Origin of the sequence: Nostoc sp. NMS2 (assembly GCF_017115105.1) — a bacterium.
GTDB lineage: Bacteria > Cyanobacteriota > Cyanobacteriia > Cyanobacteriales > Nostocaceae > Nostoc.
In genome coordinates, this window is record NZ_JABXKH010000038.1 from 16,865 (window position 1) to 31,403 (window position 14,539).

General features: G+C 43.5%; 7 protein-coding genes. 1 reads left to right on the forward strand and 6 read right to left on the reverse strand.

From position 1 onward, the window contains the following. The first annotated feature begins 157 nt into the window (after nt 1-157). Nucleotides 158-835 carry a hypothetical protein gene (locus HWQ36_RS04475; RefSeq protein ID WP_292698511.1) on the forward strand — a complete coding sequence of 226 codons (678 nt, stop codon included), beginning with the start codon at nt 158-160 and terminating at the stop codon, nt 833-835. A gap of 191 nt (nt 836-1,026) precedes the next feature. Here HWQ36_RS04475 and HWQ36_RS04480 read toward each other — a convergent pair whose 3' ends face one another. The 6 genes from HWQ36_RS04480 to HWQ36_RS04505 form a co-directional block, all read right to left on the reverse strand. Next, nucleotides 1,027-4,728, reverse strand: coding sequence for a putative Ig domain-containing protein (locus HWQ36_RS04480; protein ID WP_292698513.1), 3,702 nt, complete (start codon nt 4,726-4,728; stop codon nt 1,027-1,029). Between the two features lie 68 nt (nt 4,729-4,796). Beyond that, nucleotides 4,797-5,897 (reverse strand): TIGR03032 family protein, encoded by a 1,101-nt coding sequence (locus HWQ36_RS04485; RefSeq protein ID WP_292698515.1) that lies wholly within the window; start codon nt 5,895-5,897, stop codon nt 4,797-4,799. 957 nt (nt 5,898-6,854) lie between these two features. After that, entirely contained in the window at nt 6,855-7,754 is a 900-nt protein-coding gene (gene hetR / locus HWQ36_RS04490; RefSeq protein ID WP_163930386.1) for a heterocyst differentiation master regulator HetR, read from the reverse strand. A 1,902-nt stretch (nt 7,755-9,656) separates the two neighbouring features. After that, nucleotides 9,657-9,779 carry a hypothetical protein gene (locus tag HWQ36_RS04495; RefSeq protein ID WP_292698520.1) on the reverse strand — a complete coding sequence of 41 codons (123 nt, stop codon included), beginning with the start codon at nt 9,777-9,779 and terminating at the stop codon, nt 9,657-9,659. Next, entirely contained in the window at nt 9,779-12,118 is a 2,340-nt protein-coding gene (locus HWQ36_RS04500) for an EamA family transporter (protein WP_292698521.1), read from the reverse strand. Before HWQ36_RS04500 ends, HWQ36_RS04495 begins: the two co-directional genes overlap by 1 nt. A 758-nt stretch (nt 12,119-12,876) precedes the next feature. Continuing rightward, nucleotides 12,877-14,226 (reverse strand): inorganic phosphate transporter, encoded by a 1,350-nt coding sequence (locus tag HWQ36_RS04505; protein ID WP_292698523.1) that lies wholly within the window; start codon nt 14,224-14,226, stop codon nt 12,877-12,879. Between the last annotated feature and the right edge of the window lie 313 nt (nt 14,227-14,539).

Genomic DNA, 14,539 nt, shown 5'->3' on the forward strand with positions numbered 1-14,539 from the left:
GAAATACTTTTTACGTTGCCTACTTATCTTTCAAACAGTTATATTAACACAATTTCCGGCATAATTAATTATGTCTATACTTTGCTGACGCTGAAATTATTGAATTACAGAGGATTTTTAAAATATTTAAGTTAGCATAACTTTGGGTGTTTGGAGAATGGCAATGTCAATGAGCAATAAAGCGGTTAATAGAGGTAAGAACAAACAAGCCAGTTCCACCTCCAGAAGTTTAATAGTACCAGTTTTGGCTATAGCTGGATGGTTGACAACGATCTTACCCAATCCAGCGATCGCTGCTTCCTACAGCAATGATTATAGTGTCTGTGCAGGTCGTCTCCTAAAGGTGGGCGTAACGGCAGAAGCAGCATCACAAGGTTGTGCGGCTGCACTGCGTCCAAGGGATTTGGCTGCTTGCGTGGTTAAAATTGAGAAGGAAACCCAAATTGCCGCCACAGATGCGCTTTCTTCTTGTGGGAGGGCCCGGCGACCTGAAGAGTTAGCTACCTGTGTAGTCGGTGTCAGCTTAAGTACTAAGGAAGAAGCTAATCCGGCAGTTTTAAATTACTGTGGACGTAGTTTGTTACCCGTGCGCTTTGGGCAGTGTGTGGTTGGCTTGCGTAGTCAAATTGATGTTCCCCCAAATCAAGCGTTAGATACTTGTATTAGTGCTGATGATAGTGTTGTCGGTGCTTCATCTTCAACACCGCCGACCATCATTCCTACGGGATCAAGTCCAAGTAACGAGACTGTTCCATTTCCGACGCAACCGACTGTTCCAACACAACCGACTGTTCCAACACAACCGACTATTCCAACGCAACCCCGCACTAATTAAACTACAGTGCTTTGTGTAATTGATTGAAAATACAGGTTAAACATAGAGTTGGCTATTTGCCAACTCGATTCAGGGTCTACCACTTTTTCTAAGATACAAGGTTGGGTTGAGCTTAAGCGTTACCCAACCTTGTATCTTAGAATGCCTCAACTTGACTGGATAATTTACCTTTGCTGACTACACAGCTTGCATTAAGCAATTACAGTAATATTTGCACTAGTAAGCATTGCCTGATTCGAGAACTGGGCTATCTGAACTTGTGCAGCCTTACCAATCCCATCTGCGTCAAAGAATAAATTACCCGTAGTTTGATCGTAGATAAAGCGATCGCCTCCTGCTATCGCACTAGTCCCAAGTCGGAACAAGCTGGCATTGAGCGTAGTATTCTGAGATTGGCTTAGTGCGAATTCTGCCTTAGAAACAAAGATAGTATCATCTGCCAGAGTAAAATCAGCGATCGTATCATAGCCTCCAGTGCGGCTACCAGTCAGATCAAAGCTATCTCGCCCAGTTCCACCAGTCAATACATCTCGACCAACTGCACCAGTGAGTAAATCATCACCTACGCCACCGAACAAGGTATCATTGCCTGAGTTACCAAAGAGGGTATCGTTGCCATCTCCTCCTGTTAACGTGTTAGCAGCATTATTTCCCGTCAGGGTGTTATTAAGGCTGTTACCAGTACCGTTGATTGTCCCGGTTCCAGTCAGAGTCAAGTTTTCCAGGTTATTTCCCAATACCCAAGTTATCGAAGACTTAACTAAATCTGTGCCTGCATCTGAGCCTTCAGCGATCGCATCGTTCAGATTGTCTACAGTGTAAATATCATTGCCAACTCCACCATCAAGACTGTCAGTCCCTGCACCTCCATCCAAGGTGTCATCACCCGCACCGCCTAACAAGGTGTCATTGCCGGAACCACCAATCAGGCTATCATTGCCATCAACTCCATTCAAAGTGTTAGCGCCAGTATTTCCCGTCAGGATGTTATTAAGGTTGTTACCAGTACCATTGATGACCTTGCTTCCAGTCAAGGTCAAGTTTTCCAGGTTATCTCCCAACACCCAGCTTACCGAAGATTTAACTAAATCCTTGCCTGCATTTAAGCCTTCAATAATACTATCGCTAAGGTTGTCTACAGTGTAAGTATCATTGCCAGCTCCACCATTGAGACTATCAGCTGCCAAACCTCCATCTAAAGTGTCATTGCCTGCACCACCTAACAAGGTGTCATTGCCGGAATCACCAATCAGACTATCGTTACCATTTTCTCCGCTCAAGGTGTTAGCGGCAATATTTCCAATCAGGATGTTATTAAGGCTGTTACCAGTACCATCAATTGCCCCACTTCCAGTCAGAGTCAAGTTCTCCAGGTTATTTCCCAAAACCCAACTCACTGAAGACTTAACTAAATCAGTGCCTGCATTGGCGGATTCAGTAATAGTGTCGCTTATACTGTCCACAGTATAAGTGTCATTGCCTTTACCACCAATGAGACTGTCATCTCCTGCACCACCATCTAAGAAATCATTTCCATCGCCGCCATCAAGGGTGTCGTTATCACCTAGTCCTTTAAGCGTGTCATTGCTCTGCAAGCCGGAGATGATATCTTTGTTCGCTGTACCAGTCAGGTTGTCTGGTTTTGGAGTGCCATTAATCACATTGACTGTTTGATTATTGGGATTAGTCACTATCAGTACAAAAACATCGGTGACAGATGCTGTTCCATCACTTGCGATAACTTTGATGTTGAGGCTACCAACGTTGTTAGTTGTGGGAGTACCACTGAAGGTGGTGCCATTGAAGCTCAACCAACCAGGAAGTAAGTTACCGTCTTGCAGAGTAGCAGTGTAGGTGAGATTTCCAGTATCTACATCGGTGAAGGTGTTTGCTGGTAGGGCGAAGTTGAAGGCAGTGTCTATTGTCGCTGTTTGATCAGCAATGGCGTTGGCAACAACTGGGCTATCATTCACCGCCGTAATATTAATATTGCGGGTAACAACGGTACTATTAGCAGTCCCATCATTAACTAGAAAGCTGACGGTACGAGGTGTAGTACTGGGGTTATCACTGCTGTTGGTATAAGTAATGGTACGCAGTGCAGTTTGATAGTTAGCAACGGTGGCATTGCCAGTTAAGGTTAAAATGCCTGTGCTGCTGTTGTAGCTGCCCGTAATCCCATTTTGAGTGGTGAAGGCGAGGGTGTCTTGAGCAGAAATAAAGCCACTAGTAATGCTAACAGTGGCACTAACTAGGTTAGCGGAGTCTACATCGCTGACGGTGATGGCTGAGTCGATCGCTGTAGTGGCGTTCTCGGTGTATGCTAAAGCAGAGTTGGTAGCAGTCGCAACGGGCGCATCATTCACCGCCGTAATATTAATATTGCGGGTAACGACGGTACTATTAGCAGTCCCATCATTAACAACAAAGCTGACGGTACGAGGTGTAGTACTGGGGTTATCACTGCTATTTGTATAAGTAATAGAACGTAGTGCAGTTTGATAATTAGCAATGGTGGAACTGCCAGTTAAGGTTAAAACACCTGTGCTGCTGTTGTAGCTACCCGTAATCCCATTTTGGTTGGTGAAGGCGAGGATGTCTTGAGCAGAAATAAAGCCACTGGTGATGCTGACGGTGGCACTAGCTAAGTTGAGGGAGTCTACATCGCTGACGGTGATGCCTGAATCAATAGTTGTAGTGGCGTTCTCAATGTATGCCAGAGCAGAAGCAGAACCAGAGGTGATTGTCGGGGGAACCCCATTGTTCTTGTATAGTTGGGCATATATCCCATCGCTAGACCCGTCTTGCCCAAAGCTTTGCCAGGAAATGACAAAGTTCCCATCAGTTGCGATCGCAACTGATGGGTTACTTTGACTATCAATGGTAGTATTATTGACCAGAAATTCGTTCCCTTGAGGCGCCCCAGAACTGTTGTAGCGTCGGGCATATATCCCATAGTTATCCTCGTCCTGACCATAGCTAGTCCAAGAAATAACAAAATCCCCATTTGCATCCATCGCTACTGTGGGGTTCTTTTGGTTGGCTATGGTGGTGTTATTGACTTGAAATTCGCTCCCAACAGCTACCCCAGCACTGTTGTAACGTTGAGCATATATTCCATTGCCAGAAGCATCTTGACCAGTCCAGGAGATGACAAAATTCCCACCTGCATCCATCGCTATTGTGGGGGTAAGTTGATAGAGGCTGGTGATTTTGGTGCTATTAACTTTAAATTCGCTCCCTTGAGCTACCCCAGCACTGTTGTAGCGTTGGGCATATACCCCATAGTAATCGTCCCCATTCTGAGCATAGCTAGTCCAGGAAATAACAAAGTCCCCATCTGCATCTACCGCTACTGTGGAGCTATTTTGATTACCGTTGGTGGTGCTATTAACTCTGAATTCGTTCCCTTGAGCTACCCCAGCACTGTTGTAGCGTTGGGCATATATTCCATTGCCAGCCCCATCTAGACCAGTCCAGGAGATGACAAAATCCCCACCTGCATCTATGGCTATGGTGGAGTTATTTTGATTACCGTTGGTGGTGGTATTGACTCTGAATTCGTTCCCTTGAGCTACCCCAGCACTGTTGTAGCGTTGGGCATATATTCCATTGCCAGAAGCATCTAGACCAGTCCAGGAGATGACAAAATCCCCATCTGCATCTATAGCTATTGTGGGGTTATTTTGATCGCCGCTAGTGGTGGTATTGACTCTGAATTCGTTCCCTTGAGCTATCCCGGCGCTGTTGTAGCGTTGGGCATATATCCCATTGTTATCCGTATCCTGGCTAAAGCTTTGCCAGGAAATAACAAAATTCCCATTTGGATCTATCGCTACCGTAGAGTTAGATTGACTATTGTTGGTGTAAGTATTGACTTGAAATTCAGTCATGAAAAAACCTCTCTTAAAAACTAAAAATTTAATTTCAACAATTACGCACTAATTAAGCAGACTCTCTACTAATTAGGAATCACCGCACTCGGTCGCAGCCAGTAGTTCAACTCTGGTGCTGTAAATGCTTGGCGGATTTCTTTTCGTTCTTGATTCAAAACCATCGGACGCTGCACACCACCAAGAAACTGCACATCATAAAGTTCTTGACAGCCTGTGGTGAACTTCAGCATCCCCACCTGCTGGCCATTTCGCAAATCCACAACTGCCACGCCACAGAGCAACCGCTCAAACCTTTGGGTTATGGGCAACCCCCCGAAAATATGCCGTTCCCGAATCTGGCATAGTCCGACTACGGCGTAATACCCCACGCAGCACAACCCCCGCAGAAATCCAGGGAGTACACAGACTACTTGTTTGTCTCCTGATTCTGGATGAATACGCCAGACTTCCCCTGCACCAGAGTTGAGCAGCCACAAAAACCCGTCATGCCAAATTGGGGAATGGGGCATTGATAATCCATCTACAATAATTTCATTGCTTTCTACTTCCACTACTACCCCACCGTTGGCTTTACTTGGTCGCCATCCCCCGACGGTATCCGTTGCACCGAGGGCAGTTACATACTTTGGGTTGCCATCCACCATCGCTAACCCATTGAGGTGGCAGCGGTCTTCTGGCACTACTTGGGAAATAAATTTGGGATGCCAGCGCGGGACAAAACTAAAGTCTGGACTCAAAGTAGAAAGACACGAAAACCTGGTGTTGACAATCCACAGCCCTTCTCTGCCAAATTCCAGGTCGTGAATGTTGAGGTCGCCTGTGAAGTATGTCATCCGTGGCAGGTAAAGGGCATCGTAGCGTCCGGGCTGGTCTTCTAAATACTCATAAGCTAATGCAGGAGCATTGGCTAATAAATGGACTTCGTGATGGCTAGCCAGTGCCAAACGTGAACCATTCACTGCCAATCCCATTGGTTTGGAAAATTGGCGTAACAGCATGGTTATCTGTTCCCCATTCCAGCCCACTAGTGCTAGTTTCCCGGCTTGGTAGGTGGTGATGGCAATGGAGCCTCCGGCTTGACTCAGCCAGGAGATAAATCCGGGATCAGCATCACACTGAATTAAGTTATTCTCTTCTCGGACAGTAGTACTAGAGATGGCTAACATAAATCAAATTTTGTTGGGGAAATAATGTTATGGTTTAGACTTAGTTGAGTAAAAAAACGGTTATACAAAACTAAATCTATAAGTAGCTACACTGACTTTTTCATAAGTCAAATTGGTTGCCAATAAACAAACCTGTACCAGGAACAACACCGAAAGGAATCGCCCTCTGATAACAGGTCACGCAGCACTAACTGCACCGTATACAAACTTTGCAGACTTTTTGAGATTAGTTGTTTTTATACTCTTCTACTGGTAAGTCTTGCTGTGGTAACTACCGTTATAATAGTGACTCTTTATTTAAAATAAATCAGTATATATATTGAAGATAAATTTGGTCAAAACTTCAATTCGACGGCTCATATAGTGTCCGTCTAATTAGCCTAGTTAAAATACTTACAAGTATCATGTCCGGCTAATCACTTGTTACCATAACTTACGCGCAGGTAACAGAAAATTAAACCATAGAAGACGCTGAAATACCAGCGTGTTGGGCGGGTTCTCCGACTTGTACTCCTTCGGAGAACTCACTGGGTAGGAACTGGCGCGACACGGAGAAATAAGAGTTATTGCGTAAGTCAACTTAACGCGAAACGGGCGGTTAGAAACCGCATCTACACGAAACTTTACCCACCTCCGTGGGTTTCAAAGCCTTGATTTGACCTTAGTCCGCGCAGGCGGACTTTGCCTGTATGGCCGCGTAAAGCCAACTCTTAGAGACGCTGCGCGAACGGCATAGCTTCGTTTAGCGCGTCATGCAGGAGGCTCTATTCCATTCGCCAAGGCAAAAGTAGACACCAATGCACAGTTGTGCTGACCCACGGATGATTGGGATTCAAATAAATCAAAAACACTATAATTATCCTCTCCAACATAAAGAGGAGTTGGAGAGAGGAGAGAGGTTAGTTGAACTCACGTCAGTTGTTCAGCTTTGAGAATTGTGAGTTTTGCACAGTTTTACTAGTCTTCTTTTTCACCAAAAACTGTCTGTAAGACTACTGCAATACCACCGTCTTGATGATATTTATCTGCCCAAGCACGGATAACTTCATCCAATTCTTCCATAGCCTGCTCCATTTTTTCTGGAAGAATATCAAGTTCTTCCAACAAGCGCATGGCGTTTCGTCGCCGTTCTGCCCAATTTTTCATCATGCGGAAATACCGAGCGGTATCTTCTACCATGATGTAGGTACGTTCTTGATCGTCTGCTGGGGCATAAAAAGGACGAGTCAGTGCGTAGAAGGGCATTCCCCAAGGAGAATCTATGCGTGTTACTGTTCCTGAGTAGAGTAGACGGCGCTTGATATGCTCACCCAAAGCTTCACTCAAAGGCATTTGGTGTTCGGTTGGCAAGTCTTCTTGCGATCGCCTGTGCAAAAACTCAATCAAATCCAGAAACTCAAAGGAGCTAACTAACTGGGCATCTGGTAAGTTACTTGGCAGTTTCTGCTCAATTTGTCTTTTTTCTTCACTTGTCAGACTTGTACCAGGTACGCGCGATCGCCCCGGTTGCCAAGGATACTTTTCTAGCCAGACGTAAGGCAATTGAATCAAATAGCGAGGTTCTTGAGAACCCAACATTTTTAACAGTTTGCCTTCTGTTAGCGCCTGTCTGACTTCTTCTACAATAATTTTTACTCGTTTCGGCTCTAAGTGGTGCAGATGCCCTGTCATTCGCAGGTTTTGCCCCTGCTCTAGATAGGTCATGTAAATTGCACACTTTGCTGCTGTTGCGGCTGCATCTAAAAATGCCCCATGCCTGTGCCCACTCGTCCGCATGGCACTAAAAGCCAGATAAAGCATGATCTGATCCATCGCACTGGGGTCAAGACGTTTGATCAGATCTATGTCGTTACTCATATTACAGACAATTGAATAGCACGTTTACAGAGTTTTTAATCGATTGAGAATAAGGTAGTATACACCTGGCTGAAGGCAGTTTTTTCACTTCAGACTATATTAGTATGCGATAACCATGAAATTGGCGGTAGCCCAAACTACCGTTTTCGCATATTTTCTAGCACACAGGCAGATTTAGTCGTTGTTACCATAACTGTCTCTGCATCTGACTAGAAAATTACAGATATCACTAAGTCCAGCTTGACGGCGGTTTACTTCTCAAAAGTTAACTGTGTTGCAAATAATCTACAAAGCTTTTAACTTCTCTGGGATTATTCTCATCTTTCAAAAGCAACAACATCAAACTGCTTATACCTAATTATGGCACTATGCCGACTCAGAGTAAAAACTAGTTTGCGCGGTTCATCTGGGGTATTTGTTACTCGAAAAAGATGGTTTTTATTCAGCTTTGGTGAATTATTTGTAGTACACAGGTGGCTGGAGATTATTAGGAGTAATCTCAAAAGAAACCGCTCACTAGGTGTAGTAACATTCAGAGGTTGAGCCAAACAGTTTGTTGGGAACTATCATTTCGTTCACAACCTCCTGTGATGTCTCGGCAGTATCAGCCGTTGGCTTGAGGGAAGATGGTAGACATCAAGTAGAGCAATTAATTCCAATTTTAAAGTACCTATTGTTCTTTCAAATATCGCTTTTTATCATACCATTGTTTTTTACTTTTGGAATAAAATTATCTATTTTAAAGTTTACAAACCATGAGTATTTAAAATTTTATATTATGACTAAATCAAGGTTTGATGATATTCCTATTTCGACTCTTAAATATAAGTCTGATTTATCTTTTTGTGTTGATAATTTGACACAGAAAGCTGCGATTGATTCAGACTGAATCGCATAGCCATCATGCTTTTTTGCTCGTGCTAATTAACTAACAATTAGTTAATAGGCATATATATAATAAAACAAATTGGATTCCATCTGATGATTATTTAGAGATTGTTTTTCAATGAAATTATATTTTTTTCATGAAAGAATTTTAAAATTCCATGATTTAACTAATTCATCGGCTCCTTGAAAATATATTTTGACATCGCTGTTTTATATACTTGAGAGACTGTAATTGTGTAGGTAGCATATTACTAAAAAAAGACGAGAATCCGCAGCAGACTACGATATAAGCTTCTTTTTCTAAGCATCTAGGCGATCGCAGACTAAGTTGACTAAGTAAGTTGGCGCGAAAAAACCCAAGTATGTTACGAAACGTAAATAAGATTAAAACCCTTGCTAATGACTAATGACAGAGGACAAATGACATCATTAGGCAGTTAGCTTTAATTGCGCCGACCTACTTAATACACAAAGACATTAATAAAGATACCATCTCGCCAACCTCAAAAACATACAAACGAGGTATTTTGAATTTCGCGTTACTCGCAGGATTTTTCGTAGGATAAAGGGGCTAGCTGTTTTACTGGCGCGATCGCTCCATATATTCACGTACCTGAAAAAACGGGTTACTCTCAACCCTTCTACTACTTTTTCATCTCCCAGTTCCAAAATGTGCTGCAATGGTCTTAACTCCTTGCAAATTTCCTTTTTAAGCAAGTACTTGCGCTCAATTGCTTGAGTCAGTACTACTCATACTGCTTATATATACGTGTTTTCCCTATCTGTATCAGGCAAATCCCTAAAAATATATTACAAATCATCAACTATAGGGGTTCTCAATTGCATGGACAAAAATTTGTGTACACCGTAGCCGAGTCGCAGCGAGGTTAGAGTGTATTGCACATGAGTGTAGACGCGGAGCGGCTTGTTGTCAGACATCGCTATATTAAGTATTATCTGCACCTATCTGGCAGTCCTAAATTATCCGTGAAAACTAAAGATCCCCGACTTCTTTTAGAAGTCGGGGATCTTTGATGTAGAGAAATTCCAAGTGGGCGGATTAGCGTCAGGATTGATGCTGAGAGTGATAGAAGCTAAACTAGCACCCACTACACCCAAACTGATTAAACTCGCCATTAATTCGTGTTACTGGAGGGTTTAGCTTGATTTCGCATTGTTTCCAGACTGAAAGCAGCTGCACCAAAGGTTACTAATAACACTCCCAGAATTTGTACAATATCTAAATTTTCTTGAATGATTAACCCAGCAAAAATTACGGTTAAAACTGGGATGCTACCACCGATAATTGCCGATCGCGAAGCACCTAATTTACTGATACCAACATTGTTTAGCAAATAGCCGGCAAGAGTCAGTACACCCAGGATAAATGCGCTCAAAACCAGTTCTAGCATCTTAGAGGAGTCAAAAACTATCAAGTTCCAATTGCTTGGTAAAGGTAGCATCAAGCAGATAAAGCTCAAGAACAACATGGTAGCAAAGTTAATTAAGGTAAAAGTCACGGGATGCAGTTTGCTAGCACACACCCGTGTCAAAATTATGTAGGCAGCAAAAGCTACGCCCGAAAGAAGGGCGGTGCTGCTTCCCATTGAAGGATTACCCATGCTGGTGCTGGGAGAACCCCCTAAAACCAACAATTCGCCACAGCAAATAGCGGCGATCGCAGCGAAGCGGAATGTGGTAGGGCGATCGCGGAACAGAAACCACGACAATAACCCACTAACCATCGGATAGATAAAGAACAGTGCGATCGCCATTCCAGTTGTGACTTGAGCGATCGCAATGTAGATTAGCACCTGAGACAAAAACAAAAAGCACCCACTTACAACCGACAATAGTAAAATCCGCTTGGTAGCTGTATTGGCAGCTGTGGGATTTCCTCGCACTGAAGCCGCCAAGTTGTCTAAGTCTTGCCATAGTGTTGGATGCAAGATGGGAGATAGCAGTACCATCAGTGGTACTACTACCATAAAGCGTAGCGTCAAAATTAACAGAGTATTGCCCAAAGTTGGCGGCAGCAAGCGTTCTACATCTAATACTCCAAAAATCTGGGAACCTTCATGGAAAATTACCTTGATGGCTATGTTGTAAAGCGACGATATCACTGCGGATAAGACAATCAACAAGAAACCGACTTGCAACTGCGAAAAGCCGGAAGAATTAGGCGATCGCGATTCTGAAGGTTTTGCTGCCGGCTGCGGCTCTAGCGCAGTAGAAGGTGGTGATTTCGGTTTGCTCTGCGACACTCTGCGGATAACAGAAGTTGGTTCAGCAGCGTTTCTTCTTCGTAAAGGTTGAGGTTGTATTGCTTCCGGCTGTGGCACAGATACAATAGGAGGTTCTGATGTTGTTTCGCTTTCTGACAAATCCTTATTGAGGACAGAAATGGGTTCAGCAGCATTTTCCTGTGGTGGCGGAACTACGGCAGCAGTAGGCTCTGATGTCGTTTCTCTTTCCGACAAGTCTTTGATAGGAACAGAAATCGGGTTCGCGGCGTTTTCTTTAACAATGGGAGGCTCTGATGTTGTTTCCCTTTCCGACAAATCTTTGATAGGGACAGAAATCGGATTCGCGGCGTTTTCTTTAACAATGGGAGGCTCTGATGTTATTTCTCTTTCCAACAAGTCTTTGATGGAGACAGAAATTGAGTTCGCGGCGTTTTCTCTAACAACGGGAGGCTGTAATGTGGTTTCTTTTTCTTCTAAAAATTGATTCGGGATCGCGGAAATTGGCTCAGAGGAATTTCTTACTACTTCGCTAAAGGTTGGCGGGGATGTCTCAAAAGAATTGTTTTTTTCTGGCTCAGTAAACTGCAAAACAGTAGGTATACCTGCTGCTGGTTTGCGTGAAGTTTCTTCTATAGTTTTTTCTAGTTCTCCATGCAGGCGATTAACAAACTCCGCCAAAATCGTTTCCCCTTGCTGTTGCTGGCTATACATCCGTGACAACTGTTGGGAAAGATTACTTTGATAGTTTTTTAGCTCCTGTTGCAGCGAGTTAAAAGTAACAGTAACGGTGTCATCTAGGCTGTCAAACATGTGTTCGACTTTTTCATTGATTTCACCGACTACATTGCTGCTCACTTCAGCAGACTTCAGCGCAGCTTGTTCGTAAGACTTACCCTCTATGCTTTGGTTAGCTAAATTTGCCAGAGAAGATTGCAGTTGTGAAGATATATGTTTTGCCAGAACTTCTGCCAGTTGACGAATTAAGACTTGCTGCTCAGTGATTTGGCGCACTTGTTGTAAATGCTCTTTTTCCTCTACCAAGCTTTGAATCTCATCGGATAACCGATTTTTTTCTGACTGAAGTCGCTTTACATCTTCCTGCAACGCTCTGAGGACATTCTGCTGAAGATTTTCTAAGTCTTCAACTACAGCCCAAAGAGCATTTTCTGCTGCTCTAGATAGCTCGCCTCTGATTCTTGGGTTTTCTGGTTGCTTCTCGAATCGCCCCATTAGCTTCTAACCTCTAACACCTTGACGATAAAGCTGCTTCCGGTACGCTTTATTGGCGCTCATCCTAATTTCCTGTATTTTGTCAGATAAATTAAAAATTTTAACAGCACTTCCGCATTTCAACGTAATTCTGTCATACTGAACACAACTTAGCAAAGCATTAAATTTGCCCCACGGATTATTACACCGTGTTCTATTCAGCGTTGACAAGCATTTGGTCAGTTTAATTTATATCAACTATTTGTCAATGAGATTTTTACTTTTAAATAAATCTCACTCCAAATAAATATTTATTGTTTTGCTACCAATAGTAATTGTCCAAGACTTGTAGATGCGTGTGCTTAGGCGGAAAGTTATCTGACTTGCGAAACTAGTTGTAAATTTTTGTGGAATGTAACTTGTGTGACAGTTTATATCTCTAAATGGAGATTAAAGTATCTCTCTGTAGAAATTCAAAGTTACGCTATCCCCTGCACAACATTCTAATGAATGAGCAGCAATTCTGCAAAAACACGCTTTTTTGGCGTTATTGCAGTCTAGGTTCTACGTTGAGTAGATTTAGTAGACAAAAAAGTTAGAAAAATATTAATAATTCTTAGAGGATGTTTGAAAAGTATTTTTGGTAACATCTAAGTCTCGGAAACCTAACCCCCCTACCCCCCTTCCCTACAAGGGAATGGGGATTTAAAAGCCTCCGAAGCAATAGCTGGATTGGTTGAGAAGCTTACACTGTATCCAAGCATCAGTGTAGGAGTATGTCACAGAAATAAAATTCGGGCGATGCTAAAGATGGCAGCGCTAAGTAAAGCACTCACGGGGATTGTAATTAGCCATGCAGCAGCAATACCTTTTAGTGTTTGGAACTTAATCGACTTGATATTTTGCACTAGTCCAATACCAACTACACCCCCGACGAGAGCGTGGGATGTGGAGACTGGTAAACCTAGCCTAGAGGCGATAAGGATGGTAGTAGCAGTAGCAAGTTCAGCACAAAATCCACTACTAGGTTGCAAGGCAATAATGTTTTCGCCAATAGTGGCGATAACTTTTTTACCCCAGACAGCTAAACCACCAACAATACCAGCACCGCCAAGGATTAAAATCCAAAGGGGGATGGTGATACCATCTGTAGGTACGCTACCAGTGCGATTGATGTAGACGATCGCAGCTAAAGGAGCGATCGCATTTCCCACATCATTAGAACCATGAGCAAAGGCTACAAAGCAAGCACTTAGTAGTTGGAATCTTCCGAATAATCTTTCTACTGGATTGGGTATGAGGCATGTAAAAGAGGCAGAGGGGCGGGGGGCGGGGGGCAGGGGGAAAACTCTTCTCCCTTGCTCCCTGCTCCCTGCTTCCTGCTCCTCATCTCCCTCATCTCCCCCCATCTTCCCTAACTGTCGCCAACTAATGATTGTGAGTCCAACTGCTGCGATTGCACCGGTTAACAGGGGGATGTCGTAAGCAGGGATCGTAAAACCAACTTGCTCAATTACAAAATTGGTTAGCGGTTCAGTCAGCGATGGTAATACAATCACGCCGAATACACCTAGCAGCGCAGTACTCAACCAGGGAATCCATTCTTGTAACTGGACTACTTGATTAGGTTGATCCAAAATCCAGTGCTTGATTAAACTGTAAAATAAAGCAGCGATCGCACCACTAATTAATGGCGTTAAAACCCAGCCAATGGTAATTAAGCCAATTGATGTCCAATCAATTGCACCGACTCCCAAAGCTACCCAACTAAATCCAGCGATCGCACCAACAACGGCATGAGAAGATGAGACTGGTAAACCGCGTGATGTGGCAATTTGCAACCACACACCACAAGAAATTAGTACCGTTACCATCCCAATAACGAATATTTGGGGTGTAGCTGCGAATAAGGCGGGATTGGCAATTTTCGTGGCTAGAGTTTCCGTTACCTCATGTCCAAACAATACAGCACCCGTAAACTCTAATACCCCAGCAATAATTAGTGCCTGTTTGAGGGTAACAGCTTTGGAACCAACAGAGGTTCCCATCGCGTTAGCGACATCGTTTGCTCCAAGATTCCAAGCGACGTAGAAGGCTAGTAGAGCCACGAAAAGTAGGGTATAGGGCATATTATTGGGTAGTAGGGGAGGTAAGGGGGATGAGGGAGAACAATGAATGAACCTCTAAACTTCGTCGTTGAACTTCTAAGCTTTAAACTTCTAGTTTTAACAATACCTTCGCCATTTTTTGTAGTGGCATGGCAAGGTTAAAATAGTGCATTAGATGTCTGACTTTTCACGTTATGTGGAAAAGTCCACGAAAACCTAACCCCCTAACCCCCTTCCCGACACGGGAAGGGGGAAAATTCAAAGTCTCTCTCCTTTTAGGAGAGAGATTTAGAGAGAGGTTTTTCAGATACCGTGAAAAGTCAGATTAGACGTA

Excerpts from the sequence above, each read along its gene's own strand:
- HWQ36_RS04475 (WP_292698511.1), top strand. The coding sequence starts at position 158 with ATGGCAATGTCAATGAGCAATAAAGCGGTTAATAGAGGTAAGAACAAA.
- HWQ36_RS04480 (WP_292698513.1), bottom strand. The coding sequence starts at position 4,728 with ATGACTGAATTTCAAGTCAATACTTACACCAACAATAGTCAATCTAAC.
- HWQ36_RS04485 (WP_292698515.1), bottom strand. The coding sequence starts at position 5,897 with ATGTTAGCCATCTCTAGTACTACTGTCCGAGAAGAGAATAACTTAATT.
- hetR (WP_163930386.1), bottom strand. The coding sequence starts at position 7,754 with ATGAGTAACGACATAGATCTGATCAAACGTCTTGACCCCAGTGCGATG.
- HWQ36_RS04495 (WP_292698520.1), bottom strand. The coding sequence starts at position 9,779 with ATGGCGAGTTTAATCAGTTTGGGTGTAGTGGGTGCTAGTTTAGCTTCT.
- HWQ36_RS04500 (WP_292698521.1), bottom strand. The coding sequence starts at position 12,118 with ATGGGGCGATTCGAGAAGCAACCAGAAAACCCAAGAATCAGAGGCGAG.
- HWQ36_RS04505 (WP_292698523.1), bottom strand. The coding sequence starts at position 14,226 with ATGCCCTATACCCTACTTTTCGTGGCTCTACTAGCCTTCTACGTCGCT.